Source organism: Methylomarinovum tepidoasis (assembly GCF_030294985.1).
Lineage (GTDB): Bacteria > Pseudomonadota > Gammaproteobacteria > Methylococcales > Methylothermaceae > Methylohalobius > Methylohalobius tepidoasis.
The window spans coordinates 206,660-233,346 of sequence record NZ_AP024718.1 but is presented as its reverse complement, the minus strand read 5'-3'; the positions used below and the strand labels follow the sequence as shown (position 1 = coordinate 233,346).

At 65.7% G+C, this 26,687-nt stretch carries 26 protein-coding genes and 1 pseudogene; 17 read left to right on the top strand and 10 right to left on the bottom strand.

What is annotated here, in order from left to right:
* Positions 1-3,474 carry a DNA polymerase III subunit alpha gene (gene dnaE / locus MIN45_RS01170; protein ID WP_286294087.1) on the top strand — a complete coding sequence of 1,158 codons (3,474 nt, stop codon included), beginning with the start codon at positions 1-3 and terminating at the stop codon, positions 3,472-3,474.
* On the opposite strand, the gene MIN45_RS01165 is transcribed toward dnaE, so the two are convergent.
* Positions 3,465-3,803, bottom strand: coding sequence for a DUF3135 domain-containing protein (locus tag MIN45_RS01165; protein WP_286292831.1), 339 nt, complete (start codon positions 3,801-3,803; stop codon positions 3,465-3,467). The genes dnaE and MIN45_RS01165 overlap by 10 nt on opposite strands.
* A 260-nt stretch (positions 3,804-4,063) precedes the next feature.
* Between MIN45_RS01165 and MIN45_RS01160 the strand changes: the two genes are divergently transcribed.
* Positions 4,064-5,008 (top strand): ZIP family metal transporter, encoded by a 945-nt coding sequence (locus tag MIN45_RS01160; protein ID WP_286292830.1) that lies wholly within the window; start codon positions 4,064-4,066, stop codon positions 5,006-5,008.
* A gap of 6 nt (positions 5,009-5,014) precedes the next feature.
* Positions 5,015-5,674: a TMEM165/GDT1 family protein gene (locus tag MIN45_RS01155; protein ID WP_286292828.1), complete on the top strand. Its 660-nt coding sequence runs from the start codon at positions 5,015-5,017 to the stop codon at positions 5,672-5,674.
* On the opposite strand, the gene MIN45_RS01150 is transcribed toward MIN45_RS01155, so the two are convergent.
* From MIN45_RS01150 to MIN45_RS01140, 3 genes are all read right to left on the bottom strand, one after another.
* Positions 5,659-6,222 carry a hypothetical protein gene (locus MIN45_RS01150; protein WP_286292827.1) on the bottom strand — a complete coding sequence of 188 codons (564 nt, stop codon included), beginning with the start codon at positions 6,220-6,222 and terminating at the stop codon, positions 5,659-5,661. The two genes, MIN45_RS01155 and MIN45_RS01150, sit on opposite strands and share 16 nt — an antisense overlap.
* 13 nt (positions 6,223-6,235) lie before the next feature.
* The gene (locus tag MIN45_RS01145; RefSeq protein ID WP_286292826.1) at positions 6,236-6,799 is read right to left on the bottom strand and encodes a hypothetical protein; all 564 of its coding nucleotides are present in this window, start codon (positions 6,797-6,799) and stop codon (positions 6,236-6,238) included.
* An 89-nt stretch (positions 6,800-6,888) separates the two neighbouring features.
* Positions 6,889-8,136: an RNA-guided endonuclease InsQ/TnpB family protein gene (locus tag MIN45_RS01140; RefSeq protein ID WP_286292825.1), complete on the bottom strand. Its 1,248-nt coding sequence runs from the start codon at positions 8,134-8,136 to the stop codon at positions 6,889-6,891.
* 122 nt (positions 8,137-8,258) lie between these two features.
* On the opposite strand from MIN45_RS01140, the gene atpD reads away from it, so the two are divergent.
* The 8 genes from atpD to MIN45_RS01100 are packed head-to-tail and all read left to right on the top strand — an operon-like array spanning position 8,259 to position 13,825.
* Complete coding sequence (gene atpD, locus MIN45_RS01135) at positions 8,259-9,644, top strand: F0F1 ATP synthase subunit beta (RefSeq protein WP_286292824.1); 1,386 nt, start codon at positions 8,259-8,261, stop codon at positions 9,642-9,644.
* A complete protein-coding gene (locus MIN45_RS01130; protein WP_286292822.1) occupies positions 9,619-10,011 on the top strand; it encodes a F0F1 ATP synthase subunit epsilon in 393 nt (130 codons plus the stop codon). Before atpD ends, MIN45_RS01130 begins: the two co-directional genes overlap by 26 nt.
* A complete protein-coding gene (locus MIN45_RS01125; protein ID WP_286292820.1) occupies positions 10,008-10,322 on the top strand; it encodes an AtpZ/AtpI family protein in 315 nt (104 codons plus the stop codon). The genes MIN45_RS01130 and MIN45_RS01125 overlap by 4 nt, the downstream gene beginning before the upstream one ends.
* Positions 10,315-10,599, top strand: coding sequence for an ATP synthase subunit I (locus MIN45_RS01120; RefSeq protein ID WP_286292818.1), 285 nt, complete (start codon positions 10,315-10,317; stop codon positions 10,597-10,599). Before MIN45_RS01125 ends, MIN45_RS01120 begins: the two co-directional genes overlap by 8 nt.
* Positions 10,583-11,290: a F0F1 ATP synthase subunit A gene (locus MIN45_RS01115; protein ID WP_286292816.1), complete on the top strand. Its 708-nt coding sequence runs from the start codon at positions 10,583-10,585 to the stop codon at positions 11,288-11,290. The genes MIN45_RS01120 and MIN45_RS01115 overlap by 17 nt, the downstream gene beginning before the upstream one ends.
* Positions 11,287-11,562: a F0F1 ATP synthase subunit C gene (locus tag MIN45_RS01110; protein WP_286292813.1), complete on the top strand. Its 276-nt coding sequence runs from the start codon at positions 11,287-11,289 to the stop codon at positions 11,560-11,562. Before MIN45_RS01115 ends, MIN45_RS01110 begins: the two co-directional genes overlap by 4 nt.
* Positions 11,563-11,570: 8 nt before the next feature.
* Complete coding sequence (locus tag MIN45_RS01105) at positions 11,571-12,314, top strand: F0F1 ATP synthase subunit B family protein (RefSeq protein ID WP_286292811.1); 744 nt, start codon at positions 11,571-11,573, stop codon at positions 12,312-12,314.
* Positions 12,311-13,825 (top strand): F0F1 ATP synthase subunit alpha, encoded by a 1,515-nt coding sequence (locus MIN45_RS01100; protein WP_286292808.1) that lies wholly within the window; start codon positions 12,311-12,313, stop codon positions 13,823-13,825. Before MIN45_RS01105 ends, MIN45_RS01100 begins: the two co-directional genes overlap by 4 nt.
* Here the strand turns inward: MIN45_RS01100 and MIN45_RS01095 are convergent.
* A complete protein-coding gene (locus MIN45_RS01095) occupies positions 13,806-15,545 on the bottom strand; it encodes a methyl-accepting chemotaxis protein (protein ID WP_286292807.1) in 1,740 nt (579 codons plus the stop codon). The genes MIN45_RS01100 and MIN45_RS01095 overlap by 20 nt on opposite strands.
* A 101-nt stretch (positions 15,546-15,646) precedes the next feature.
* Here MIN45_RS01095 and MIN45_RS01090 point away from each other — a divergent pair, with 101 nt between their 5' ends.
* Together MIN45_RS01090 and MIN45_RS12465 are read left to right on the top strand one after the other, a co-directional pair.
* A complete protein-coding gene (locus MIN45_RS01090) occupies positions 15,647-16,525 on the top strand; it encodes a F0F1 ATP synthase subunit gamma (RefSeq protein ID WP_286292806.1) in 879 nt (292 codons plus the stop codon).
* Positions 16,512-16,721 (top strand): annotated as a pseudogene (locus MIN45_RS12465) (SixA phosphatase family protein); the annotation flags it as partial. The gene MIN45_RS01090 and the pseudogene MIN45_RS12465, both read left to right, overlap by 14 nt.
* Before the next feature lie 44 nt (positions 16,722-16,765).
* Here MIN45_RS12465 and MIN45_RS01080 read toward each other — a convergent pair.
* Positions 16,766-17,512 (bottom strand): phosphate-starvation-inducible PsiE family protein, encoded by a 747-nt coding sequence (locus tag MIN45_RS01080; protein WP_479691240.1) that lies wholly within the window; start codon positions 17,510-17,512, stop codon positions 16,766-16,768.
* Between the two features lie 105 nt (positions 17,513-17,617).
* On the opposite strand from MIN45_RS01080, the gene MIN45_RS01075 reads away from it, so the two are divergent.
* Together MIN45_RS01075 and nirK are read left to right on the top strand one after the other, a co-directional pair.
* Positions 17,618-19,663: a putative bifunctional diguanylate cyclase/phosphodiesterase gene (locus MIN45_RS01075; RefSeq protein ID WP_286292804.1), complete on the top strand. Its 2,046-nt coding sequence runs from the start codon at positions 17,618-17,620 to the stop codon at positions 19,661-19,663.
* Positions 19,664-19,749: 86 nt separating this feature from the next.
* Entirely contained in the window at positions 19,750-20,895 is a 1,146-nt protein-coding gene (gene nirK, locus MIN45_RS01070) for a copper-containing nitrite reductase (protein ID WP_286292803.1), read from the top strand.
* Positions 20,896-20,934: 39 nt separating this feature from the next.
* Here the strand turns inward: nirK and MIN45_RS01065 are convergent, their stop codons facing one another.
* The 4 genes from MIN45_RS01065 to MIN45_RS01050 form a co-directional block, all read right to left on the bottom strand.
* Entirely contained in the window at positions 20,935-21,759 is an 825-nt protein-coding gene (locus tag MIN45_RS01065; protein WP_286292801.1) for a hypothetical protein, read from the bottom strand.
* 132 nt (positions 21,760-21,891) lie between these two features.
* Positions 21,892-22,770 (bottom strand): NAD(P)-dependent oxidoreductase, encoded by an 879-nt coding sequence (locus MIN45_RS01060; protein WP_286294084.1) that lies wholly within the window; start codon positions 22,768-22,770, stop codon positions 21,892-21,894.
* A gap of 8 nt (positions 22,771-22,778) precedes the next feature.
* Positions 22,779-24,656, bottom strand: coding sequence for a biosynthetic arginine decarboxylase (gene speA / locus MIN45_RS01055; RefSeq protein ID WP_286292800.1), 1,878 nt, complete (start codon positions 24,654-24,656; stop codon positions 22,779-22,781).
* A gap of 6 nt (positions 24,657-24,662) precedes the next feature.
* Positions 24,663-25,148 (bottom strand): hypothetical protein, encoded by a 486-nt coding sequence (locus MIN45_RS01050; protein WP_286292797.1) that lies wholly within the window; start codon positions 25,146-25,148, stop codon positions 24,663-24,665.
* A gap of 111 nt (positions 25,149-25,259) precedes the next feature.
* Here MIN45_RS01050 and MIN45_RS01045 point away from each other — a divergent pair, with 111 nt between their 5' ends.
* Complete coding sequence (locus tag MIN45_RS01045; RefSeq protein ID WP_286292794.1) at positions 25,260-26,282, top strand: tryptophan--tRNA ligase; 1,023 nt, start codon at positions 25,260-25,262, stop codon at positions 26,280-26,282.
* Between the two features lie 7 nt (positions 26,283-26,289).
* Entirely contained in the window at positions 26,290-26,667 is a 378-nt protein-coding gene (locus MIN45_RS01040; RefSeq protein ID WP_286292792.1) for a DnaJ family domain-containing protein, read from the top strand.
* The last annotated feature ends 20 nt before the right edge of the window (positions 26,668-26,687 follow it).

Sequence of the window (26,687 nt, the reverse complement as noted above, 5' to 3'; positions counted from 1 at the left end):
ATGGCCCCGTCCTTCGTCCACCTGCGCCTCCACAGCGAGTATTCCCTCAGCGACGGCCTGGTGCGGATCAAGCCTTTGATCGCCCGCTGCCGCGAGTTGGGCATGCCGGCGGTGGCATTGACCGACCAGGCCAATCTGTTCGCCCTCATCAAGTTCTACCGCGCCGCCGAGGCCGGCGGCATCAAACCCATCGTCGGCGCCGACCTGTGGGTGCGCAATCCCGACGACCCCCGCGAGCCCGACCGCCTCACCTTGCTGGTGCAGAACCACGCCGGCTACCGCAACCTCACCGCCTTGCTGTCGCGGGCCTATCTGGAGGGTCAGCGCCTGGGACGGGCGCTGGTGGAACGCGACTGGATCCTCGCCAACGCCGAGGGGCTGCTGGCGCTGTCCGGCGGCCGGGAAGGGGATGTGGGCCGCTGGCTGCTGGCGGGCAAGGAAAGGGAAGCGGCCAGGGCGCTCGACGGCTGGCTCGCCGCCTTCGGTGACCGTTTCTACCTCGAGATCCAGCGCACCGGCCGCCCGCAGGAGGAGGACTATCTGGAGGCGGTCCTGCATCTGGCCGCCGCCCGCGACGTGGCGGTGGTGGCCACCAACGACGTACGTTTTCTGACCCCCGAGGACTTCGAGGCCCACGAGGCCCGGGTCTGCATCCACGAGGGCTGGACCCTGGACGATCCCAAGCGTCCGCGCCGTTACAGCGAGCAGCAGTACCTGAAAAGCCCCGAGGAAATGGCCACGCTGTTCGCCGACCTGCCCGAAGCGGTGGCCAATACCGTGGAAGTGGCCAAGCGCTGCAATCTGGAACTGGAACTGGGCAAGCCCTGCCTGCCCCTGTTTCCGGTGCCGGAAGGGATGACCCTGGACCAGTTCTTCGTCGAAGAAAGCCGCCGCGGTCTGGAACGGCGCTTCGAGTCCGGCGCGCTTCCCAGGGACCGGGCCGACGCCTACTGGCAGCGGCTGCAGACCGAGATCGACGTCATCGTCCAGATGGGTTTCCCCGGTTACTTCCTCATCGTCGCCGACTTCATCCAGTGGGCCAAGGCCAACGGCATTCCGGTGGGGCCGGGGCGCGGTTCCGGCGCCGGCTCCCTGGTGGCCTACGCCCTGAGGATCACCGATCTGGACCCGCTGGAATTCGATCTCCTCTTCGAGCGTTTCCTCAACCCCGAGCGCGTCTCCATGCCCGACTTCGACGTGGATTTTTGTATGGAGCGCCGCGACCGGGTGATCGAGTACGTGGCGCAGAAATACGGCCGCGACAAGGTGTCCCAGATCATCACCTTCGGCACCATGGCCGCCAAGGCGGTAGTGCGCGACGTCGGCCGGGTGTTGGGGCACGCTTACGGCTTCGTGGACCGCATCGCCAAGCTGATTCCCTTCGAGCTGGGCATGACCCTCGACAAGGCCCTGGCGGAAAGCGAGGAGCTGCGCCAGCTCTACGAACAGGACGAGGAGATCCGCGCTCTCATCGACCTGGCCAAATCCCTGGAAGGGGTGGCGCGCAACGCCGGCAAGCACGCCGGTGGGGTGGTGATCGCGCCTTCCCAGCTCATCGACTTCACCCCGCTGTACCGCGAAGAAGGCGAGGAGGGCGTGGTCACCCAGTTCGACAAGGACGACGTGGAAGCCGCGGGACTGGTCAAGTTCGACTTCCTGGGACTGCGCACCCTCACCATCATCGACTGGGCGGTGGAAACCGTCAACCGCCAGCGCGCCGCCCGGGGCGAGCCCTCCCTCGATATCGACCGCATCCCCCGCGACGATCCCGAAACCTTCGCGCTGCTGAAAAACTGCCGCACCACCGCGGTGTTCCAGCTGGAATCGCGTGGCATGAAGGATCTGATCCGGCGGCTGCAGCCGGACTGCTTCGAGGACATCATCGCCCTGGTGGCGCTGTTCCGTCCCGGCCCGTTGCAGTCGGGGATGGTGGACGACTACATCAACGTCAAGCACGGCCGCGCCAAGGCCAACTATCCCCATCCGGCTCTGGAGCCGATCCTCAAGCCCACCAACGGCGTGATCCTGTACCAGGAACAGGTGATGCAGATCGCCCGCGACCTGGCCGGCTACACCCTGGGCGGCGCCGACCTGTTGCGCCGCGCCATGGGAAAGAAGAAACCGGAGGAAATGGCCAAGCAGCGCGCCATCTTCGTCGAGGGCGCCACCGAACGCGGGGTGGACAGGGAAACCGCCGAGTACATCTTCGACCTGATGGAGAAGTTCGCCGGCTACGGTTTCAACAAGTCCCATTCGGCCGCCTACGCCTGGGTGTCGTACCAGACCGCCTGGCTCAAGGCCCATTATCCGGCGGCCTTCATGGCCGCGGTGCTGTCTTCGGACATGGACAACACCGACAAGCTGGTGGGTTTCGTGGAGGAATGCCGCCAACTGGGATTGACCCTGCTGCCGCCGGACGTCAACCACTCCGACTATCGCTTCAGCGTCCAGGACGACGGCGCCATCCGCTACGGCCTCGGGGCGGTCAAGGGCGTGGGGCAGGCGGCCATCGAGGACATCCTCGCCGCCCGCAGGCAGGCCGGTCCCTTCAAGGACCTGTACGACTTCTGCCGCCGCATCGATCTGCGCAAAGCCAACCGCCGGGTGCTGGAAGCCCTGATCCGCGCCGGGGCCCTGGATCATCTTGGCGACCATCGCGCCCAGCTGCTGGAAGATCTGGGGGCCGCCCTGCAAGCGGCCGAGCAGTACCACCGCAGCGCCGCCCTGGGGCAGAACGACCTGTTCGGCCTCGGCGGGGGGGCGGAGGATATGCCGGTGGTGCCTTCGGCCACCACGCCGGTGCCGCCCTGGCCGTTGCGCCGGCAATTGAGCGAGGAAAAGACGGTCCTCGGCTTCTATCTCAGCGGCCATCCCCTGGATGAATACCGCGAGGAGCTGGCCCACTTCGTCACCGCCCCCTTGGGACCGCTCGAGGAACGCTTCAATCAGCCCGGCGCCGCCAGTGTCGAGGCGGTGGTTGCCGGGTTGGTGGCCGAGATCCGTACCCGTCAGAACAAGCAGGGCAAGCGGATGGCTTTCCTCACATTGGAGGATGGGCAGGGGCGGCTGGAAGCGGCGATCTTCAGCGAGGTGCTGGAAGGGTGCCAGGAATGGCTGGCCAAGGACGCCATCTTGGTGGTCAAGGGCGAGCTCGGCCGCGACGATTACAGCGGTCAGCTGCGGCTGGTGGCCGAACAGCTCTGGACCGTGGCCGACGCCCGGGCCCATTTCGCCAAGGGATTGTGGCTGCGCTGGCCTGAGGTTGTCGATCCCCGCGAGGCGGTCGCCTGCCTGGCCGCGGTACTGGAGAAGCACCGGGGCGGCCGTTGCCCCCTGTTCATCGACTACGCCAACGCCGAGGCCCGGGCCTGTTTACGTCTCGGTCAGGCGTGGCAGGTCAGCCCGAGCGACGACTTGCTCCAGGAACTGCGCCGGCTCTGGGGGGCGGAGGCGGTGTCGCTGCGTTACCGCTGAGGTCGCAGGGGAACCACCCGGGCGGTTTGCCGGGGTGTGGCGGAGGCGCCGTTCAGCAGGGTTTCAAGGGCCTGCTGCTGACGGGCGAGGCTGTCGAACATCCACCGATGCAGATGAACGCAGGCTCCCAGCGGATTCCCGTGACGCTGAATCTCCCGGTCGATGCGCCACTGTAGGCGGCGCAGGCGTTCCCGGTCCTCTGGGGGGCGGGCGGCGATGTGGGCCTCGATCAGCTGGCGGCGGCGGGCTTCGAAACCCTCCGGATCGCTCCGGGCCAGTCGCATCCAAGCCTCGAAGTCGAAATCCTGATCCTGGGGTCGCGGTCGCATGTTTCCCTTCCAGTCGTGGTCTTCCTGCAAGCGGTGGAAGCGACTTTCGTGCCGATGCGCGAATTTGTCAATAGGATCAAAATTTTGCCGCCTCGGCCCGGCGTCGTGGAGCGGGCGTGCGGGCGGTATGGTAAAAAATTCTGACAACGGCGCTGGACAGTATGGGAATTTGCGTCCGTCGTTTCCTAGGATTCGATCCCAAATCCCACATCGGGTATGCTTTTAGCGAAATCCAAACCCGAATCAGCGAGGAGGCGTCGATGAACTGGACAGCCCTGCAGCAGCGGTGGGAACATCACTTGGAAACCTGGCGGTACGGGTTGGAAGCCCAGCCGTGGTACCGCCGGGTCCGATCCTGGCCCCTGGCCGGGCAGATCGCCGCTGCCGCCGGCGTGTTCGCGCTCAGCCAGATCGTGGTCTTCGGGTTGCTCTACCTCGTCTTCGGGATCACCGTGGTGGTGGGCTTCTTCGCCAGTTTCCTCGCCGGGCTGGCCACGGTGCTCGGGGCGTTGCCGGCGGTGCTGTTCCGGGAAATCTCCTTTCGCACCGTCAACTTTATGATGGGCATGGCGGCGGGCATCATGCTGTCGGCGACCGCCTATTCCCTGGTGGAGCCGGGAGTGGAATTCGGCAATGAACTGTGGCCCGGCAAGGGGGTTTACCTCGTCATCGCCGGCATGCTGCTGGGGGCCTGGTTTCTGGACTGGGCCGACCGCACCATTCCCCACGAGCTGTTCGCCGCGGACCAGGAAACCGGCGCGACCCTGCGGCGGGTATGGCTGTTCGTCGCCGCCATCACCCTGCACAATTTCCCCGAGGGCCTGTCGGTGGGGGTCAGCTTCGGCAGTGGCGATTGGAACAACGGCACCTTGCTGGCCATCGCCATCGGCGCCCAGAACATTCCCGAGGGGCTGGCGGTGGCCCTGCCGCTGCTCACCATCGGTTACAAGCCCTGGAAGGCGGTGGCGATCGCCCTGATCTCCGGCCTGGTGGAGCCGGTCGGCGGCTTTCTGGGGGTGACCCTGGTGACGGTGTTCCACACCCTGCTGCCCCTGGCGATGGGATTCGCCGCCGGGGCCATGCTCTACGTCATCGCCTACGAAATCATTCCCGAAATGCACGCTAAGGAACGTTCCTCCATCGCCACCTTCGGCGTTCTGATCGGTTTCGCGGTCATGACGGTGCTGGAAAGCACCCTGGGCTGAGGCTTGGTGGAAGCGGACTGGCTGACCTGGGGGCGGTCGGAGACGCTGGCGGCAGCGGCCGCGTTCGCGCTGGTGTTCCTGGCCGAATTCGGCGACAAGAGCCAGCTGGTGTGCATGACCCTGGCCGCCCGCCACCGGCCCTGGCCGGTGCTGCTGGGGGCGGTGGTGGCCTTCGCCCTGCTCGACGCTCTGGCGGTTGTCTTCGGCGCTACCGTGGCGGGTTGGCTGCCGCGGTGGCTGGTGGGGCTGGCCGTGGGGCTGCTGTTTGCCGGTTTCGGGATTCACGCCCTGACGGCCGGCGAGGAAGCGGACGGGGACGAGGTGGTGGCCGCACGCAGCGGCCACGGCATCTTCTTCACTACCTTCGCCCTCATCTTCATGGCCGAATTCGGCGACAAGACCCAGCTCGCCGTCGCCGGTCTCAGCCTCGCCTCGCCGCCCCAGGCGGTGTGGGCCGGCGCCACCGCCGCCCTGGCGGCGACTTCGGCCCTGGGAGTGGCGGCTGGCCGCACCCTGCTGCGTTATCTGTCGCTCACCTGGATCCACCGCCTCGGCGGGATCGTCTTTCTGATCCTGGCGACGCTGGTCCTGCTGCACACCCAGCCCTGGGCGCGGATCGGCGCCTGGTTGCGGCAATGCTGGGAGGCGTTTCAGGCCTCGATCTGACCCGGTTCCGGTTTGCCGGTTTCCTGGATGAAGATCACCCCCAGGAGGATGTCGGCCACGATGCCCAGCAGCGAGCCCAGCCCCACCAGGACCACCGAGGCGTAGCTGATCCCCATGGCGGCGATCGCCACCGTATAGGGCCGCAGCATCTTGATGGTTTCGGGCGGCAGGTTCCACAGCCGCCAGGCCAGCCCCAGCCAGGCCAGGCCGGAAACGATCCCCATCAGCCGCATGATCCAGAGGAATGAACCGTAACCGATGCCGGCCAGGGGCAACAGCACCAGGACGATGCCGACCAGTTGCAGGCCGATGAGCGCCAGGATGGGCAGATCCGCGTCGGTGAACTGGTAGCGCTCGTTGAGCAGGCGCTTGAAGGTGGTCATCAGGAAAACGAACAGCACGAAGTTGACCAGGGCCAGGAGCGCCGCGGTCAGCAGTGGGCCGGCGTCAGCCCGGGTGATCTCCCGGGTGAAGGCCACGAAGAAGCGGCTGGTCACGGCATGGATGAAGGCGAGAATGGCGGCGAGCATGAGACGGTCGTGTTTCATGGGATTCCTCCTCTCAGGTTTCGGACGGATCGGTGGCCCGGCTGCCGGCGCGGACGAAGATCACCGCCAGCAGGATGTCGGCCACGGCGCCGAAAATGACCCCGACGCCGGCCAGCTTCAGGGAGGCGATCCCCAGGCCGGCCACGGTCAGCAGGCCCGCGTAGAGCTTGCGCAGGCCGAACAGCGGATCGTCGAGGCGCAGCAGCAGCTGCAGGGCGAAGCCGCTCAGCAGCAGCCCGAAGGCCACCGACACCAGTTTGAGCGCGAAGGTGTCGGCCAGGCCGGGGACGAACAGGCCGCCCACGGTCAACGCGGCGGCGAGGCCGTTGAGGCCGATGAGGCCGGCGATGAACAGGTCGCCGCCGTGGAAGCGGCAGCGCTCGGCGAGCAGACGCCGGAAGGTGGTGAAAATGTAGGCGAACAGCAGAAAGCTGATGAGCGTCAGCATCGCGGTGATCAGCTTGGGGCCGAAACCGGCCTGGGGCGCCAGGCGCGACACCAGCGAAGCCAGCAGGAGGGTGAGGGTGGCGCGCACCAAAGCCAGGATCGCGGCCAGGGTGAGACGGTCGTTTTCCATGGGCAACCTCCGGATCTTGTTGTTATGATTCGAAAGGGCATGATGAACTACTCCCGCCAGCTTAACGGTATGGCGGGAGTTTCGCGCTTCTACGGGAGCGCCGGTTCGCCCAAAGGGCTTGCCGGTCTTACCTCCCTCCACGCCTCGGCCGGTTCCCGGCCGCCAATCTGTTCCATGACCCAGGCCATAAGCACCCTGGCGGCGTTCTCATCGCGTGAACAAGACGCCCCACAAGGACAATCATGCCAGCGCTGCGACAGGGGCTTTTTCTCCAGCCTGCCGCAGCGGTGACAACGCTGGCTGGGTTTGAGCCGCCGGGGGTCTGCTTCCATCGCTAAGGCACCAGCCTCTTCCGCTTTGTACCCGAGCATCTGATGGAGCATGCCGCCTGCGGCATCGAGAATGCTGCGGTTCAAACCGCGTTTGTACGACCCTCCCTTTGCCGTCATGCGCCGGATGTTCAATGCCTCCAGCCCCAAAACCGCAAAGGTGGCGATCAGCCGGGCGCTGGTCTGGTGGAGAAAATCCCGGCGCTGGTTGGCCACCTTTTCATGCAACCTGCCCAAAAGGGCGTATTCCTTCCTCAAACGCTTGGAGATGGGAAAGCCTTTCAATTTGCCGCTGGCCTGTTTCGCCGCTTCCTCCTTGCGGGAGATGCGTTTTTGCACGGTGCGGATTTGCTCCAGGGAGCTCTGCAAATGCCGGGGATTTTCGATCCGTTCCACCCCTTCCGATGAGGCGATGGTGGCGAACGTCTCCAAACCCCAGTCCAGACCGCCAATCCGCTTCCCGCCCTGCCGTTCAGGCTCGCATTCGACCGTGACCGAGGCGTACCATTTGCCGCGGCGGTGCATAATCTCGCAGGTTTTGGGTTCACCGACCGTCCGGGCCTTGCCCCGGATGCGCATCTCGCCCACCCCCGACAGGCGCAACTTGCCGTGCTTCATCCCAGGACCGGAAAGCAGCCGCCAGCCATCTCCGTGGGTCTTGTAACCCCATCCTTTGAAACGATGCAGCGGCTTGAAGCGGGGAAACCCCGGCGTCTCACCGCGCTTCACCCGGCGGAAGAAGTGTTGGAAGGCCAAACCTAAACGCTTTAACGTCACCTGTTCGGACTGGGCGTTGACCGACCGCAGCAAGGACGATTGCGCCCGCCATCCGGTCAATGCCTTGCACTGGTCCGAAAAGGAGAGGGAAACCCGATCTTCCTGCCAGGCCCTGCGGCGTTCGTCCAGCGCCGTGTTCCACAGCAGGCAATGGACCCAGCGCTGCCGCTCCAGCGCCTCGATCTGGCGCGGGGTGGGATACAACCGATAGGTGACTTTACGATGGGCCATGGCTTGAATTGTATACTGATCGCCCTGACGGGCGATAGCGCCGCTTCACCACCACCTAAATCGCTGCGCGATGTAAGGTTACGCACTGCGGCGCAACCTTGGTAGCACTGGAGCCGAAGACGATGACAGCACCCGAAGCGACAGGAACCGTGACCGCCGTGCGCGGCAGCGTGGTGGAGGTGGCTTTCCCGGACGGGGTGCCGCCGCTGCGGCAGTGGCTGGAGGCCGGTGCCGCGCCCGGTGTGCCGCTGGAGGTCGCCATCCACCTGGACCCGCATCAAGCCCGCTGCATCGCCTTCGCCAACACCCAGGGGCTGGAACGGGGGGATCCAGTGCGCGACCGGGGCGGGCCGATCCGGGTGCCGGTGGGGGAGGCGGTGCTGGGAAGGATGCTCGACGTCTTCGGCCGCCCCCTCGACGGCCGGGGACGGGTGGACAGCGATGAACGGCGCATCATCCACCGGACCCCGGCGCCGCTGGCGCAGCGCCGGGTCAGGCCGGAGCAGTTCTTCACCGGCATCAAGATCATCGACCTGCTGGTGCCCCTGGAGCGCGGCGGCACCGCCGGCCTGTTCGGCGGGGCCGGGGTGGGAAAGACGGTGGTGATCACCGAGCTGATCCACAACATGATGGGGCGCTATCGGGGCGCCAGCGTCTTCTGCGGTATCGGCGAACGCTGCCGCGAGGCCGAGGAGCTGCACCGCACCATGGCCGAAACCGGCGTGCTCGGCAACACGGTGCTGGTGTTCGGACAGATGAACGAGCCGCCGGGGGTGCGTTTCCGCGTCGGTCACAGCGCCCTCACCATCGCCGAATGGTTCCGTGACGAGCGCCGCCAGGACGTGCTGCTGCTCATCGACAACATCTTCCGCTTCATCCAGGCCGGCACCGAGGTGTCGGGGCTTTTGGGGCGGATTCCCTCGCGGGTCGGCTACCAGCCCACCCTGGCCCGGGAGCTGGCGGAACTGGAGGACCGCATCTGTTCCACGGTCCACGGCAGCATGACCTCGATCCAGGCGGTGTACGTTCCCGCCGACGATTTCACCGATCCGGCCGCCGCCGCCACCTTCGCCCATCTGTCGGCCTCGGTGGTGCTGTCGCGCCAGCGCGCCGCCCAGGGGTTCTACCCGGCGGTGGATCCGCTCCAGTCCAGCTCCAGGCTGCTCCATCCCCACATCGTCGGTGAGCGTCATTACCGCATTGCCCGCGAGGTGCGGCGGGTGCTGGCGGAATACCGGGAGCTGCAGGACATCATCGCCATGCTGGGGCTGGAGGAGCTGTCGGAGGCCGACCGCCGCACCGTCAACCGCGCCCGGCGTCTGGAGCGTTTCCTCACCCAGCCCTTCTTCACCACCGAGCACTTCACCGGCAGGCCGGGGGTGATGGTAGACTTGGAGGACACCCTCGACGGCTGCGAGCGCATCCTCGACGACGCCTTGGAGGACGTGCCGGAACAGGCGCTGTACATGATCGGACGCATCGATGAAGCTTTACGTGCTGCTGCCTGAGCGGGTGCTGCTGGAGGCCGAGACCGTCAAGGTGCGGGCCGAGGCGGTCGACGGCCATTTCTGCCTTGAGCCCCGTCACGTGGACTTCATCGCCCCCCTGGTGCCGGGGGTGCTGAGTTACGTCACCCCGGCCGGCAGAACCGCTTACGTGGCCGTGGACGAGGGTGTGCTGGTCAAATGCGGCTTCGAGGTGCGGGTGTCCACCTTCAAGGCGGTGGCCGGAGACCGGCTGGAAATCCTGCAGGCGGCGCTGGCGCAGGAGATTCGCCAGCTCAACGAGGCCGAACAGGCGACGCGCAGCGCCCTGGCGCGTCTGGAGGCCGGCATTCTGAGGCAATACGGCCAGCTCAAAACGGTGTTGCAATGAGCGACGCTTCCAGACCCGATCCCCCGGAAGACGAAGCGCGCCTGCTGCGCGAGGTGGACAAGAAGGTCCGGCGCCGCCTCAAGGCCGAGCGTGAAGGTCGCCGCGGTTTGTGGTTCGGCCTGGGGATGTTCGGGCTGGTGGGCTGGTCGGTGGCGATTCCGACCCTGCTGGGGATCGCCCTGGGCTGGTGGCTCGACCGCAGGTTTCCCGGCCCCCCCTCCTGGACCCTGACGTTTTTGTTCCTTGGCGTCGCTTTGGGCTGTTACAACGCCTGGCAGTGGATTAGGCGGGAGAGCCGCCGCGATGACTGAATCTTGGCTGTGGCCGGCGCTGTTCGCCGCCGGGCTGGGGTTGGGCGCGTTCTTCTACGGCGGTCTGTGGTGGACGGTGAAACGCCTGCCGGCGGCCCACCATCCGGTGCTGACTATGCTGGTCAGCTTTGCGGTGCGCACGGCCGTCACCATTGGCGTGATGGCCGGCCTCATGGCCGGGGACTGGCGGCGGCTGGCGGCCGTCCTGGCGGGTTTTGTGGCGATGCGGTTTTTTCTGGTGTGGCGGCAGCGGAGACATGATGCCATTCAATCCTGATCAAATCGTCTTCTGGCAGTACGGCCCTTTCAAATTGAGCGCCACCCTCCTCTACACCTGGGGGGTGATGGTGCTGTTGGTGACAGGATCGTGGCTGGCGACCCGCCGCATCCGTCCGACGCTCCGGCCCGGGCGCTGGCAGAATTTCCTGGAGGCGCTGGTGGAGGTGATCCGCAACCAGATCCGGGAGGTGACCCATCAGGACCCGGACCGGTATCTGTGGTTCGTCGGCACCCTGTTTCTGTTCATCGCCCTGTCGAATCTGCTGGCGCCGGTGCCCGGTTACCTGCCGCCCACCGCCTCCCTGTCCACCACCACCGCCCTGGCCCTGTGCGTGTTCGTCGCCGTGCCCTGGTTCGGGATTCGCGAGGTGGGGCTGAAGGCCTATCTGCGCCAGTACCTGGAACCTCATCCGCTGATGCTGCCCTTCAACGTCATCGGCGAGTTCTCCCGCACCCTGGCCCTGGCGGTGCGCCTGTACGGCAACCTCATGAGCGGGGCGGTGATCGGGGCGGTGCTGATCACCCTGGTGCCGTTCTTCTTTCCGGTGGTGATGCAGCTTCTGGGGCTGCTGACCGGCTTCATTCAGGCCTACATTTTCGCTATTCTGGCCCTGGTCTATATCGCTTCGGGCTGCCGGGTGCAGCAGGAACGCCTGGCCCGGCTGCGAACACGGGAGGAATCGCCTTGAACGCCGAAACGCTGATCGCCATGGTTTCCATCTTCACCGCCGGGCTCACCATGGGCCTGGGGGCCATCGGGCCGGCACTGGGGGAGGGGCGGGCGGTGGCCCAGGCCCTGCTCGCCATCGCCCAGCAGCCGGACGAGGCCAACACCATCACCCGGACCCTGTTCGTGGGTCTGGCGATGGTGGAGTCCACCGCCATCTACTGCTTCGTCATCAGCATGATCCTGCTGTTCGCCAATCCCTACTGGGATCACTTCCTGTCCACCGGGCCTTGAGGATGCAGGTGGACTGGCTGACGGTCGTCGCTCAGATCGTCAACTTTCTCGTCCTCGCCGCGCTGCTCAAGCGTTTCCTCTATCGCCCCATCGTCACCGCCATGGCCGCGCGTCAGGCCCACATCGAACGCCAGTTGCAGGAGGCCCGTCACCTCAAGGCCCAGGCCGAGCGCCTCATCGCCACCTACCGCCACCGTCTCGAGGAAGTGGAGCAGCAGAGCCGGCAGCTGCTGGAGCAGGCCAGGCAGGAAGCCGAACGCGAGCGCCAGGCACTGCTCGATCAGGCCCGCCTGGAAGTGGAGGCAAAGCGGCGCCAGTGGCTCGAGGCGCTGGCGCGGGAGCAGCAGCAGCTGGCCCGCGATCTCGAGCGGTTGCTGGGGGAGCAGCTCATCGCCCTGGGACGCAAGGCCTTTGCGGAGCTGGCCGGCCGTCGTCTGGAAGCCTGCCTGGTGGAGACGTTCCTGGAACGGCTGGAAACCTCGCCGGAGCTGCAACGCCTGCTGACCGAGTCCGGCTCCCGCCAGTGGACCGTCGCCACGGCCCAGCCCCTGGATGCGGACCTGCGCCGCCGCATCGAAACCGCGTTGCGGCGTTTCAACCCCGATGTCCAGGTGCGGTTCGTCGAGCGTGAGGCGCTGATCCTGGGCATCGCCCTGGAAGCCGGGGAACGCGTGTGGTCCTGGAATCTCGCGGCCTGGCTGGAGCAGCTGGAGGCCGAACTGCAGCGCTTTTTGCAAACGTTGCCGTCATGAGCGAACTGCGGGAGCTGCTGCGCCAGCACGGTGACCGGCTGCGGGCGCAGATCGAGGCCTTCCGGTTCCGGCTTGAGCCTGAGGAGATCGGCTGGCTGCGGCACATCGAGCTCGGCGTGGCCCAGGTCCAGGGGCTGCCCGGCGTCAAGGCGATGGAGGTGGTGCATTGCGGCCGCAGCGCCGCCGGGGTAGCCTTCGACCTCGATCCCGCCGCGGTCGGGGTGGTGCTGCTGGATCCGGAAACCGCGGTTCAGGCCGGGATGCCGGTGCGCCGCAGCGGCCGGGTGCTGGATGTGCCGGTCGGGCCCCGGGTGCTGGGACGAGTACTCGATCCCCTGGGAAGGCCCCTGGACGACGGCCGCCCCCTCGAGGCCGGCGAACGCTGGCCGGTGGAGCGCGAGGCGCCGCCGATCCTGGCCCGGGCGCCGGTGACGGCGCCGCTGCTGACCGGCATCAAGGTGATCGACGCCCTCGTTCCCATCGGCCGCGGCCAGCGCGAGCTGATCCTCGGCGATCGCCAGACCGGCAAGACCACCCTCGCCCTGGATACCCTGCTCAATCAGCACGACCAGGACGTCATCTGCATCTACTGCGCCATCGGCCAGCGGGCCCAGACGGTGGCCCGCGCCATCGCCCGGCTGCGGGAGCGGGACGCGATGAAATACTGCGTGGTGGTCAACGCCGGCGGTGAGACCCCCTCCGGGCTGCAATACCTGGCTCCCTACGCCGCCACCGCCATCGGCGAGTGGTTCATGGCCCAGGGCCGCGACGTGCTGGTGATCTACGACGACCTCAGCCGCCACGCCGACGCCTACCGGGCGCTGTCGCTGCTGCTGCGGCGGCCGCCGGGGCGGGAGGCCTATCCCGGCGACGTGTTCTACCTCCACGCCCGCCTGCTGGAACGGGCCACCCATCTCAAGGACGGCGGCAGCCTCACCGCCCTGCCCATCGCCGAAACCCAGGCCCAGAACCTTTCCGCCTACATTCCCACCAACCTGATCTCCATCACCGACGGCCAGCTTTACCTGTCACCGCAGAAGTTCCAGCGCGGCGAACTGCCGGCGGTGGACGTGGGCCGCTCGGTGTCGCGGGTGGGGGGCAAGGCCCAGCTGCCGGCCTACCGGGCCGTGGTGGGCGAGCTGAAGCTGGCCTACGCCCAGTACGAGGAACTGGAAACCTTCGCCCGCTTCGGCACCCGGCTGGACGAACGCACCCGCCTGGCCATCGAGCGGGGGCGGCGGGTGCGGGAGATTCTCAAACAGGAGGAGGGCGACCTGCTGACGCCGCTGGAACAGCTGACGGTGCTGCTGGCGCTCAATGCCGGGTTGTTCGACGATTTGCCCCTGGAGGCGGCGCGGCCGGCCGAGCGTCGCATTCGCGCCGCCGTCCAGGCGCAGAAGGAAACGGCCCGCCGCATCGAGGCCGGCGAGCCGCTGACGGAAGGGCTGCGCCAGCATCTGTTGCAGCTGGCGCAGCAGGCGATCGCACCGCTCAGGTCCGGAAGCGGTTGACGGCCTCCTCCAGACGGGCGGCGGTCTGCCGCAGTTGCTCGGTGGCCTGCAGGGTTTCCTCCATTTTCTGACAGACCTCGAGGCTGCCTTGGTTGATTTCGTCCACGCTCCGGTTGATGGTCTCGCTCACCGCGCTCTGCTGTTCGATGGTGGTGGCGATCTGGGTGTTGAGCGCCCCGGTGGCTTCCACCATGGCGATGATGTTGCTCAGGGCCTCGTCCACCGCTTCGGTACGCTCGGCGCCCTGGTGGGCGCTTTCGCGGCTGTGCTCGATCATCTCCACCGCCGAGCGGGCCCGGTTGCGCAGCTCGTCGATGGTTTCCTGGATCTGGGCGGTGGACTCCTGGGTGCGGCTGGCCAGGGTGCGGACCTCCTCGGCCACCACCGCGAAACCGCGGCCTTGCTCGCCGGCGCGGGCGGCCTCGATGGCGGCGTTGAGGGCCAGCAGGTTGGTCTGGTCGGCGATGCCGCGGATGATTTCCAGCACCTCGCCGATGTTCTTGCTGTCCGCCTCCAGCTTGTGGAGCTCCTCGGTGACTTGGTCGATCTCCCCGGCCAACGCCCGGATCTGCCCGGTGGCGGCGGTGACCACCTCGTGGCCCTGCTTGGCTTCGGCATCGGTTTCCCGGGCGCGGGCTTCCGCCTCCGAGGTGGTCTGGGCCACCTCCTGGATCGAAGCGCTCAGCTCCTGGATGGAGGCGGTGGTGTGCTCGGTGTTTCGGTGCTGTTTCTCCGCCTTGGCCTCGGTTTCCTGGGCGATCCCCGCCATTTCGCCGGCGGCCCGGTTCAGGTGGGAGATGGTGGCCTGAAGATCGTTGACCAGCTGGCGGATGCGGCTGGAGAAGGCGTTGATGTGGCGGGCCATGGCGCCGACTTCGTCTTCGCTGTTGACGTCCAGCTGCACCGTCAGATCGCCGTCGCCGATGGCCTGGAGCTGATCGCCCATGGCCTGCAGGGGACGGCTGATCATGTGCTGGGTGAGGCGGTAGAAAACCCAGCCGAACAGGCCGATGGCCAGCGTCATGCCTAGACCCGCCTTGAGCATGTTGTTGCGCACCGCGGCCATCGCCTCGTCCAGGGAGGCGACGATTTCGAAGCTGCCGTGTAGATCGCCGGGGCGCTTGCCGTCCATGGGATAGCCGAGAATGTCACGACCGTCGCTGCGGCCCCACAACGCTTGGGAGGTGGCCGGGTCGCCGTGGCAGATCATGCACTGCTGTTCCAGCCGGACCGGTCGGAAATAGCGTACGGCGTTGGCTTCGTCGTCGAACACCACATATTCGTCGGCATTGGGATGGCTGGCGAAGTATTCCAACGCCTGGCGTTCCAGCGGGGTAGGTTCGTTTTTCGGGTTGCGGGCGTTGGGCCGGGGGGTGCGCAGTTCGAATCCTTCCCTGGCGACCTTGTCCTGGATCACCTTCCAGGCCACCACCACCGGCACCGTGGCCAGGATTTTCCGGCGGCGTTCCTGGGGGTTGGCGATGGCGTCGAATTCGCGCAATTTCTCCGGGGTGATGACTTCCAGGTCCCACAGGCGGCTGACCCGGTGGCGCACCGATTCGGCCATCGTCACCACCTTGCGGGCCGCGTCCACCTGTTGGGCGATCGCGGCCCGGCGCTGCTGCTGCCAGTACAGGACCAGCAGCAGGCAGGCGACGAGCACGAAGGCGGCAAACACGATCTTAAACAGGCGTATGCCGATGGACTGCTTGAGAAACATGAGACTCTCCGGACTATCGATTTTTGTTGACAGGTTTTTGTGATGGCTCTCAAATTAACCTTAGCCCATTCTGGAATTTTTGCCTCCGGCCGGACGAAAAAGTGACGCAGACTTTGGAAACTTTGCAGCGGGCCATCGAGGTCGGCAGCCGTCTGGCGGACATCGTTCGTACCATGAAGGTGCTGGCGGCGGTGAGCATTCACCAGTACGAGCAGGCGGCGGCAGCCCTGTCGCACTATGCCCATACTGTGGAGCTGGGATTGAGTGGCCTCATCCGCCGCGGTGGGCTGCCGCGCTGGCGCTACCGGGAGGGCAGACGGGCGGCGCTGGTCTTCGGCTCGGACCAGGGGCTGTGTGGCCGCTTCAATGAAAACCTGGTGGCGTTCGCCGAGGCGGCCCTGGCGGGGGAGGCCCGTATCCTGGTGGTGGGCGCCCGGGCGGAGAGCGCCCTGGAGGCGCGGGGGATCGCCGTGGAAGAGTGTTTTTTCGTGCCGGGCTCGGTCGCGGCTATCACCGCCACGGTGCGCCAGATCCTGGAGAAGATCGAGTCCTGGCACCGGGAGGGGGTGACGACGGTGGACCTGTTTCACCAGCGCCCCCGTGGTCGGGGGCGTCCAGTACCGGTGCAGCTGCGCCTTTTGCCTTTGGAGGAAAGTTTTTTCCGCCATCTGGGCCGCCATCCCTGGCCGGGGCGGTCCCTGCCGGCCTTCTCGGCGCCGGTATCGGTTCTGCTGGGCGGCCTGGTGCGCCAGTATTTGTTCGTATCCCTGTACCGCGCCTGCGCCGAATCGCTAGCCGGTGAGCACGGGCTGCGGCTGCTGGCCATGCAGCAGGCGGAAAGGAACATCCGCCGGCATTTGGAACGGCTGCAAAGCGCCTATCAGCAACAGCGCCAGGAACAGATCACCGCCGAGTTGCTGGAAGTGGTAGCCGGCTTCGAAGCCCTGTTGCAAACGGAGAAGCGCGATGCCGATACGTGAGCTTTGGCTGCTGCGCCATGCCAAGTCCGCCTGGGATACGGACGCGCCCGGTGATTTCGAGCGCCCCCTGAACCGCCGCGGCGAGCGGGATGCGCCGCGCATGGGGCGGTGGATGCGGCGCCAGGGATGGATCCCGGACCGGATTCTCGCCTCCCCGGCCCGCCGCGCGCGCCAGACCGCCGAGGCGGTCTGCTGGGAGCTGGGGATTGATCCCGGCGTGATTCGCTGGGAGCCCCGCCTCTACGAGGCTTCGGTGTCGGATTTGCTGGCGGTGCTGCGGTCCTGCCTGGAAACCGCCCGCAGGGTGTTGGTGGTGGGCCACAATCCCGGTCTGGAGGAACTGGCGCTTGCCTTGTGCGGGCCGCTGGCGTTGCCGGGGAAGAAGCTGCTTCCCACCGCCGCTTTGCTGCGGCTGGCGGTTTCCGGGGGGTGGGCGGATCTTGGACCCGGGAAGGGGCGGTTCCTGGAGCGGGTCCGGCCCCGGGACTTGCCCGAGGACCTTTGAGCCAGGCGCAGGTCTTGTTCCCGGATCAGCCAGTAGGCGACGCTTAAGGCCAGCAGGGCGAGCGACAGGGCCGCCAGGGTGGCGGCGGACATCTTTTCCGCATCCAGAATGATGAACTTCCGCGCCAGGGCCATCAGGGCGATGAGCACCACCGTCCGTACCCGGATGATGCTCTCCCGGCGCCCGGCGACCTTGATGATGGAATGCTTGAACTCCATCGCGATCAGCACCGTCATGATCATACCGAACAGGCGTTTGAGCGCCTCCTGATTCAGCGGCTCCAGCCCTCCGAAGACGAGGCCGGCGACCACTTCGCGAACCAGCGCCAGCAGGGCGAAGACGATCACCACCGAGATGATGACGGTGACGGTGACCGCCACCACCTGCTCGAAACGGGCATAGAAACCCAGCGCCTGCCATTCCTCGGCGCGGGTTTCGAAAAGGAAATCGCTCAGGCTGCGTCTGTCGGATCGTTTCGGCATAGAGCACTATCCTGATGAACTTGTCTATCCGGCTAAAATCATAACTGCTGACACATTGTGGTCTGTTTTGTTTTTGGGGGTGTACATGGCGAGACGCAAGTTCCGATGAAAGAGGTGGACTGGATTTTCGAACACGCCCCGCACGGTCTGGCTTTGGGGTCGCCCGAGGGGCGCTGGCTGGCGGCCAATCCTGCCTATTGCCGGATGCTGGGCTACGAGGAGCGCGAGTTGCTGCAGATGGACGTCTACGACGTCACCCCCGAGGAAGACCAGGCCATCACGCGCCGGTTTCTGGATGCTGTCCACAGGGGGGAAATGGACACGGCGATCTACGAAAAGCGTTACCGCCACAAGCAGGGGCATTTGATCGAGGTTCGGGTGGCGGTGGCGGCGGTGCGTCACCCCGACGGCAGCGTTTCGCATTTCGTGGTTCAGGTGGTGGACCTGTCCACGGCCCGGGAGCGGGAAAACAAGCTACGGCTTTACGGCGAACTGTTCGAACACAGCAACGAGGCGATCCTGATCACCGACCGCGACAACCGCATCGTCGCCGTCAACCCGGCCTTCACCCGCATCACCGGCTACGGCGCCAAAGAGGTGCTGGGGCGCAATCCCCGTTTCCTGTCCTCGGGCCGCCACGATCGTGCCTTCTACCAGCAGATGTGGCGGGCGCTCAAGACCACCGGCCACTGGGAAGGAGAGATCATCAACCGTCGCAAGGATGGGCGGGAATACCACGAATGGCTGTCGATCAGCGTGATCCACGACGAACAGGGTCAGGTTCAGAACTTCGTCGCCATCTTCACCGACATCAGCTCCCTGAAGGACGCCTACGCCCAGGTCGAATTCCTCGCCTATCACGACCCTCTGACCCTGCTCCCCAACCGGGTGCTGCTCCGCGACCGGCTGCAGCAGGCGATCGGCGAGGCCCACCGGGAAGGCCGGCAGGTGGCGCTGCTCTATCTGGACCTGGACAATTTCAAACACGTCAACGATTCTCTCGGCCACGGGGTCGGCGACCGCTTTCTGCAGGAGATCGCCCGCCGCCTGCGGAACTGTTTGCGGGAAGACGACACGGTCAGCCGCCAGGGGGGCGACGAGTTCGCCATCGTCCTGCCTCATGTTCGCCGATTGGATCATATCGTTTCGGTCATCGAAAAGATCCAGACCGCCCTGGCCGAGCCCATCGCGCTACAGGGCCAGCAGGTGCGGGCTTCTTTCAGCATCGGTGTGGCGCTGTATCCGGATGACGGCGGGGACATCGACACCCTGGTCAAGCACGCCGACGTCGCCATGTACCATGCCAAGGAAGCCGGGCGTGACACCTATCGCTTCTTCACCCCGGCGATGAACGCCCGGGTGCGGGCCCGCCTGCGGCTGGAAAACCGTCTGCGGCAGGCGCTGGAACAGGGGGAGTTCGAGCTCTGGTATCAACCCCGGGTCCGTCTTGCCGACGGCCGCATCTGCGGCGCCGAGGCGCTGCTGCGCTGGCGCCATCCCGAGGACGGCTGGATTTCTCCAGGGGATTTCATCCCGCTGGCGGAGGAGATCGGTCTGATCGTCCCCATCGACCAGTGGGTACTGGAGGAGGTCTGTCGCCAAAACCTTGAATGGCAGCGCCGGGGGTTGGGGGAGATTCCGGTGGCGGTCAACCTGTCGGCGATGGATTTCCGCCGCCCGGATTTCCGCGACCGTATCGTCCGCGTGCTGGCCGACACCGGGATCGATCCCCGCTGGCTGGAGCTGGAGTTGACCGAATCGGTCCTGCTGCAGCACACCGACGAAATCATGGCGACCCTGCAATGGCTCCGGAGTCTGGGGGTGAACTTCGCCATCGACGATTTCGGGACCGGCTACTCCAGCCTGGCCTATCTCAAGCAGCTGCCGGTTTCCATGCTCAAGGTGGACCGCAGTTTCGTGCGCGACGTGCCCGGCGATCCCAACGACGAGGCCATCGTCAAGGCGGTGATCGAGCTGGGACAGGTGTTCGGCCTGCAGGTGGTGGCCGAGGGGGTGGAAACCGAGGCCCAGCTGCAGTTTCTCTGCCGTCTGGGGTGTGACAGCGTCCAGGGATTCCGTTTCAGCCGTCCCCAGCCGGCCGCCGAATTCGAGAGGCTGTTGTGTCGGGAGCCCTTCAGAACTTGTGATTGATGGTGGTTCGTTTGATCGAGGTCATGCCGTTTCCTTTGCGGCGGTGCTAAATTGAAACCTCTTAGGTTGCAGAGGAGGAAAAGAACATGACAAAGACGATCGGTTTGCTTTTGGGGTGGCTGTTGGCGGGAAGCGCGTGGGCCGGCACTGGTCACGGGGACATGGGGGCGCCGCATGGCGGGGAGGAACTGGTCACTTTCGGCCCCGGCGACAGTTTCCATCTCCACAAGGCCATCCACCCCGAGGATTACGAAACCGTCGCCGACGTCGCCAGGCGCCCGGACGACCTGCCGCCTCCGGTGGGTGATCGTCCACCCAAGACCGTCAGGGTCGATCTGGTGGCGCGGGAGGTCGTTTCGGAAATCGCTCCTGGCATCCGCTTCCACTACTGGACCTTCAACGACACTGTTCCCGGTCCCTTCATCCGTGTGCGGGTGGGAGATACCGTCGAACTGACCCTGCGCAACGACAAAAGCAGCAGCCACGCGCATAACATCGACCTCCATGCCGTCACGGGCCCGGGGGGTGGTGCGGTGCTGACCAAGGTGAAGCCGGGGGAAACCAAAGGCTTTCGTTTCAAGGCCCTCAATCCCGGGTTGTACGTCTATCACTGCGCCGCCGGCAATCCGCCCACCCATATCGCAAACGGCATGTACGGCCTGATCCTGGTGGAACCGGAAGGGGGGCTGCCGCCGGTGGACCATGAGTTCTACGTGATGCAGGGCGAGCTGTACACCAAGGGGGTCATCGGGGCGAAGGGGTTCCAGCCCTTCGACGGCCGCAAGATGTTCGAGGAACGGCCCGAGTACATCATCTTCAATGGCCGGGTCGGGGCCCTGGTGGCGCATCCGCTCAAAGCCAAAGTGGGAGAGAGGATCCGCATCTTCCTGGGCAACGGCGGGGTGGCGAAGATTTCCTCGTTCCACATCATCGGCGAGATTTTCAGCAAGGTGTGGCCCGAGGCCGCCACCGAACCGGTCCTGCGCAACGTCCAGACCACGTTGATTCCCGCTGGCGGGGCTTCGATGGTGGAACTGCACCTGGACGTACCGGGCGACTACGTGTTGGTGGACCACGCCCTCAGCCGTATCGACCGCGGCGCTTGGGGCATCCTGAAAGTAGAGGGGCCGGAGGACCCGGCCGTTTACGCGCCGCTGCCGCTGTTGGCAACCCCCGAGGCGGATTCCGAAATCCTGGACGTGGGACCGGTGCGGTTGAAGCGGATGCACTAGTTCTACCTGGATGTCGGTGGAGATCACCGCTTCCGGCGATTACGATCGGTGGGCGCGTCTTTTGCTTTGATAGCGGGACCATCCCAGCAAGCCGAGGCCGGCGCCAAACAAGAGGGCTACCGGTGGTTCTGGAACCGGATCGACTTCGATCCAGTCGTTGGCGCAGGCCATCGTCCAATGAACGTTGAACTTCTGTCCCCACAGCGAGGGGTCGAAGACCGAAACGTCGATAGCGGTTTCGATCACATAATGATCGCCAGCGAATTTGCCTAACTGGGTGATCTCGTTGTCATTATAAAGGGCCTTCTGATAAACCATTCTGGCAGTCCCTTCGTGTTCCCCCGATTTGACAGTCGTCGGATGTGCGGATTTGTACAATGAGCTGCCGGATGGATCGTAGTTGGCAGGGGCGGTCCAGAGTCCGTAGTTCCATTCGGTGACCTGATATATCTCGCCGGCTGAGCCCAGCCCGCCGCGAGGATTGCTCGTATCTCCCAGGACCACGATGCCGTATTCGAAGCTGTCGTCGTCACCGAAATCGATGGCGATGTCGCCGGCGGGCCATGCGCTGGAATTCGGGCTCAACCCGGTCACGATGGCGATGTACAGCGTGCCGCCGTCGATTTCCACATAGATGGCTTCGGCATCGTAATTTTGGCCGCCGTAGCCTGGATTCAGGTAAGAGGTGTTTTGATCCTCGATCGTGTAGGAGGTCGTATTGCGTAGCGGCTGCCAGTCGCTGGCTTCGCCCTGGGGGGTGGCGATCCAGTCGTTCAGATCGCCATCGATTGTGATGGCCTGTACCGGCGTTTGCGTCAACAAAAGCAACGCGGTCAGTCCGGGGATCAGGTAGTAATGTTTCATTGGCACTCCTAGAACTTCATCCTGAGTTTCTGAGTGCCCTCTATCCCTACAGCTATGTTAAAGCATAAATTGCGCCAATTTTAGTAGCATATTGATTTATTTTATATCAGGTGCTTTGAGGCCGGCGGGTTGTCAATTTTTCTGACAATTTCCGTCAGGCTGATACCACAATCGTAGCAGGGCGGAAATATCTTCCTCGCCGTGACCCTCGGCCATCAGGCGGCGATAGTCCGCCAGGGTTTTTTCCACCAAAGGCACCTCCGCACCTCGGTGCCGGGCCATCTCCCGGCAGATCTGGAGGTCCTTGTGGTGCAGGGACAGCTTGAAGCCGGGCTCGAAGCTGCCTTGGATCATGGTCGGGCCGCGTTTTTCCAGGAACCAGTTACCCGCCGCGCCCTTGGAGATCACGTCGATGACCTTGTCCAGGTTCAGGCCCAGGGCGCGCCCGAAGGCCAGGGCCTCGCACACGGCCTGGTTGATGCCGGCGCACAGCACCTGGTTGACCGCCTTGGTGGCCTGTCCCGCGCCCACGTCGCCCATGTGGGCGATGCGGCCGCCGACCGCCTCCAGCACCGGGCGGGCTTTTTCCAGGGTGTTCGCCTCGCCGCCCACCATGACCGCCAGGGTGCCGGCCCGGGCCCCCTCGACGCCGCCGGAAACCGGGGCGTCGAGAAAATCGCCGCCGACGGCGCGGATCTTCGCCGCCGCCAGACGAGCGGTTTCGCTGCTGACGGTGGAGTGGTCGATCACCACCGTGCCCGGTCGCAGCCCCGGCAGCAGGGCGTCGATGGTTTCGAGCACGTCGGCGTCGGCGGAGACGCACAGGCAGACCGCGTCGCAGCGGTGGGCCAGATCAGCCGGATCGGCGGCCACGGTCACGTCCAGTTCCTTCGCCAGTTCGGCCGCCTTGGCCGGGGTGCGGTTCCACACCGCGGTCAGCAGCCCGGCCCGGGCCAGATTGCGGGCCATGGGGGCGCCCATGGCGCCGAGGCCGATGAAACCGGTTCGCAGCGTCATCCTCAATCCTCCAGGTAGGTGTAGCCGTTGAGACCGGAAACCAGTTCGTTTTCGAAGGCGCGGCGTTGGGCTGGGGGCAGTTCGGCCTCGGCCAGCTTCTTGCGGAAGGCCCGTTGCAGGGCTTCGGGCTGGATGTGGACGTAGCGGAGCAGGTCGCAGGCCAGATCGCCGCGCAGCGGTTCCTTCAGGTGCCAGCGGCCGTCGTCGTCCAGTTCCACGTTGACCGAGTGGGTGTCCCCGAACAGGTTGTGCATGTCGCCGAGGATTTCCTGGTAGGCGCCCACCAGGAAGAAGCCGAGCAGGTAGCGTTCGCCAGGGGCGATGGCGTGCAGGGCCAGGGTGGTCTCGACGCTCTGGCGGTCCACGTAGCCGTTCAGGGTGCCGTCGGAATCGCAGGTCAGGTCCATGATGCGGCCGCGGCGCGTCGGCGGCTCGTCCAGGCGCTGCAGGGGCACCACCGGGAAGATCTGGCCGATGGCCCAGGCGTCGGGCAGGGACTGGAACACCGAGAAGTTGCAGAAGACCTTGTCGGCGAGGCGGTCGTTGAGGTGGTCGAGGAGGTCGCGGTGGGCGCGCAGGCGGATGTCGAGGCGCTCGCGCACCCGCCGGGCGACGATCTGGCTGAGCTGTTCGGCCTCGGCCAGCTGGGCCAGGGTGAGCTTGCCCTGGGTATAGAGGGTGCGGGCCTCCTGGAGGTCGAACCAGGCGTCGTGGAAGGTGGCCACCGGGCCGCCGTGGTCGAGGCGGTCGAGGGCGCGGCGCAGGTCCGCCAGCACCGCCGGGGTGTCGCCGGTGGCCGGCGGCGGCGTGGCGGGAACCGTCTCCACCTCGGTGACGTCGGTGATCAGCACCGCGTGATGGGCGGTCAGCGCCCGGCCCGATTCGGTGACGAGATCGGGGTGGGGCAGATGCGCCTCGGCGCAGATCTCGGTGAAAGCCCGTACCAGAGTGTGGGCGTATTCCTCCAGGGTGTAATTGACCGAGCAGAAGTCGTTGGAGCGCGTGCCTTCGTAGTCGACGCCCAGACCGCCGCCGCCATCGACGCAGGTGACGGGAACGCCGAGACGGCGCAGCTCGGCGTAATAACGCCCGGCCTCGCGCAGGGCCTTCTTGAGCTCGTGGATGTCGGTGACCTGGGAGCCGACGTGGAAATGCATCAGGGTGAGCCAGTCCAGCCGGCCGTGGCCCTGCAACGTTTCCACCAGGGCCAGCACGCCGGCGGGGGGGAGTCCGAACTTGGCCTTCTCGCCGCCGCTGTTCTGCCATTTGCCGGAGGTGACCGAGGCCAGCCGCAGCCGCACCCCCAGGCGCGGTTCGATGCCCAAGGCTTCGCTTTCGGCCAGGATCAGGTCCAGCTCGGAAGACTTTTCCACCACGATGTGCACGTCCAGTCCCAGCCGGCGGCCGATGAGGGCCAGACGGACGTAGGCGCGGTCCTTGTAGCCGTTGCAGATGACCTGCGTGCCCCGGGGGGCCAGCGCCAGCAGGGCCAGCAGTTCCGGTTTGCTGCCGGCCTCGAGGCCGATGCGGGGGACCGGGGCGTGGAGGATCGCCTCCACCACGCTTCGCTGCTGGTTGACCTTGATGGGATAGACGGGGGTGTAGGTTCCCTGAAAGCCGTACTCGCTGCAGGCGGTGGCAAAGGCCTGCGACAGCCGGAGCACCCGGTCGCGAAGGATGTCGGTGAAGCGCACCAGCACCGGCAGGGCCAGCCCCTCGCGCTCGGCGGCGGCGGCCACCTCCGCCAGGGGAATCTCGCCGCGGGCCGGGTCGCGCCAGGGCCGGGCGGTCAGGCGTCCCTTGTCGTCGATGTCGAAATAGCCGTCACTCCAGTGAGGGAGGGCGTAGGTCTCGCGGGTGTCCCGCAGGCTCCAGTCCATGGAGGCTCAGGGAAGGTATTTGATCGCCGCGACCACCAGGCCGCCGACGGTGAGGGTAGTGGCGAAGGACCAGCGCATGAAGCGTTCGAAGCGGGCTTCCCAGCTTTCCATACGCCGTTCCAGCGAATCCATGCGGTTTTCCATGAGTTCCATACGCTTCTCCATGAGCTCCATGCGGTTTTCCATGAGCTCCATCCGCTTCTCGATTTGCTCGAAGCGCTTCTCGACCTGTTCAAAACGCTTGTCGACTTGGTCGAGACGCCTCTCGATCTGTTCGAAGCGCTTGTCGATCTGGGCGAAACGCTGTTCCATCAGCCGGAAGCCCTGCTCCATCAGTTCCCGCTGATGTTTGAGCTCCTCTTCCAGCCGCACCAGCCGTTCGCGCAGTTCCAAGTCGTACCTGACGGTGGCCTGGACCGGGGAAATCCGGGCATCGACTTCCTCGCGGATCAGCTTGCGGATCTGTTCGAGGTCTTCGTGAGCGAGCGCCATGGCGGTGAAAGTGTTGAGCGTCTGAACGATTATATCAGACCGCCGGATAGGGGATTCGTGCACTGCGGGCGGCGGTTATAATAGGCCGGATCGTTTGCAACCGAGGCCATCATGACCGACACACGCGAAAAGGAAATCGTCCTCACCGGCATCACCACCACCGGCACCCCCCACCTGGGCAACTACGTGGGCGCCATCCGGCCGGCCATCGAGGCCAGCCGTGATCCCAACGTCAAGCCGTTCTATTTCCTCGCCGACTACCACGCCCTGATCAAATGCCAGGAACCGGCGCGGATCCGCCAGTCCACCCTGGAGATCGCCGCCACCTGGCTGGCATTGGGGCTCGACACCGACAACGCCGTGTTCTACCGCCAGTCGGACGTGCCGGAGATCACCGAGCTGGCCTGGATTCTCAGCTGTGTCACCGCCAAAGGGCTGATGAACCGGGCCCACGCCTACAAGGCGGCGGTGCAGGAGAACCTCGACAGGGGGGAGAAAGACCCGGACAAGGGCATCACCATGGGATTGTACTGCTATCCGATCCTCATGGCCGCCGACATCCTGTTGTTCAAGGCCAGGAAGGTGCCGGTGGGCAGGGACCAGATCCAGCATATCGAGATGGCCCGGGACATCGCCGCCCGTTTCAATCACATCTACGGCCGCCATTTCGTGCTGCCCGAGGCGGTGATCCAGGAGGAAACCGCGGTGCTGCTGGGGCTGGACGGGCGCAAGATGAGCAAGAGCTACGACAACACCATTCCCATCTTCGCTCCGGAAAAGCGCCTGCGCAAGCTGATCATGAAGATCAAGACCAACTCCCTGCCGCCGGAGGCGCCCAAGGATCCGGACACCTGCACCCTGTTCAGCATCTACCAGGCCTTTGCCACCAAGGAGGAGGTCGAGGCGCTGCGCAAACGCTATCAAGAAGGCATCGCCTGGGGCGAGATGAAACAGCTGCTGTTCGAATACATCAACGCGCACATCAAGGAGGCCCGGACCCGCTACGAAGAGCTGATCCAGCATCCGGAGCGGATCGAACAGGTGCTGCGCCAGGGCGGCGAGCGGGCGCGGGAGGTGGCCCGTCCCTTCATGCGCGAGATCCGTGAGGCGGTGGGCATCGCGCCGCTGGCCTGAGGCGATCATGCGGTTCTGGGACCGGCTTGCCGAGGAGCGCATTCAGGAGGCCATGGCCCAGGGTGCGTTCGACGATCTTCCCGGCGCCGGCAGGCCGCTGCCGGCGGAGGATCTGCCCGGGGTGCCGCCGGAATTGCGTATGGCCTACCGGATCCTCAAGAACGCCGGTTACGTCCCGGAGGAAGTGCAGCTGCGCCGTGAGATCGCCGATGTCCACCGCCTTCTGGCCGAGGGGCTGGCCAGTGAATCCCTCGCCGCCGACGCCCGCCGCCGCCTGAAGCTGCTCCTGCAACGGCTCGGGGAGCTGCGCGGAGACGATCTGCTATTGCAGGAGCGCTATCTGCAGGCGCTGGCCGAGCGCCTGGGCAACGGGGATGAACGTTGAATTTCCGTGTCGTCGAAGCC